At 65.0% G+C, this 1,047-nt stretch carries 1 protein-coding gene and 1 pseudogene; both read right to left on the bottom strand.

Annotated features, from left to right (window positions below):
* Positions 1-189: 189 nt before the first annotated feature.
* Positions 190-390, bottom strand: a complete 201-nt coding sequence (locus ACFYX0_RS48015; protein WP_388982235.1) for a DUF6444 domain-containing protein — start codon at positions 388-390, stop codon at positions 190-192.
* 68 nt (positions 391-458) lie between these two features.
* Positions 459-854: pseudogene (locus tag ACFYX0_RS48020) on the bottom strand (RNA-guided endonuclease TnpB family protein); the annotation flags it as partial.
* Positions 855-1,047: the final 193 nt, after the last annotated feature.

Here is a 1,047-nt window from a genome sequence, read left to right on the forward strand (position 1 = left end):
TCAGTGGTTCGCTTCCGCTCGCCTTCGTGACCCATACCTGACGCGCTCATCGGCACGCCGTTTCCGCAACGCTCACCACCCCGGCTCATTCACCGTCGCAGCTTGCGGTGGCTTGAAGCCCCCTCCTGCAAGGCGACTCCGGAGGACCTACCTCCATCTCTCACACACCATCGCTCCAGCGGCATCGCTCTACATCCGCGCACCGCCTTCACGTTCGTGGCACACCGGCTTGGAGGAGTTCTTCGAGTTCATCCCCAGACGCCGCTTGAGCTCCGCGTTCTCCGCCCGCAGCTCGGCGATCTCTGCCCGGGCAGCCGCCAGCTCGTTCCGCAACTCGCCGACGAGCGCCAGCAGTTCCGCGTAGCTCGGCAGCGGCGGGGTCTCGGACACGAGACCCAATGATCAACCAGCAGGACGCCAAGATCAACTCAGTGCGCCAGGACCACCAAACCAGTCACGATCAGTCGTGCCCCGGTGATCCGGTTCTCCGTGTTGGCGTGCTTGCCCACGGGCAAGTCCTTGGTCCACCGGAACCGGACCCGGCCCACCTTGGGAATGTTGACCATGCCCCACCGGCGGTGCACGCGGGTGATGTTCAGGTCCCGGCCCTGCGGAATGTCCACGGACATCACCGTGCGGAGGCGGCCCTTGAAGTTCGGGGTGTCGGCGCGGCCGTCCCAGCAGTTCTTCCACGCCTGGAAGTATGTCTTGAGCACCGCTTGCGCGGCTTGCGCGGGCAGGACGGCGAGGAAGCCGATGTCCTGGCGGGCCTGGCGAATCGCGGCGTCGGCGTTCGCGAGAGTCCGCTCTTCCTTCGGCATCATCCGCCACCACGCGTGCAGCAGGTTCCACATTGCGCGGGCCGCGTGTGCCTGATCATCCGCTGCGCGAACCCCGGCAGGAGACAGCTCAAGCCGGGCACGATGCCCGAACTGCCGCTTGATCAGGGTGGCTTGACTCACAATCGGGAGCCTAGCATTGGTTTATGTCACCGCGCTGGAACCCTAATCCCGATGTCAGAACCGGTCGCCATGTTGTCTACAACCT

The organism is Streptomyces sp. NPDC002573, from assembly GCF_042889625.1.
Lineage (GTDB): Bacteria > Actinomycetota > Actinomycetes > Streptomycetales > Streptomycetaceae > Streptomyces > Streptomyces gibsoniae.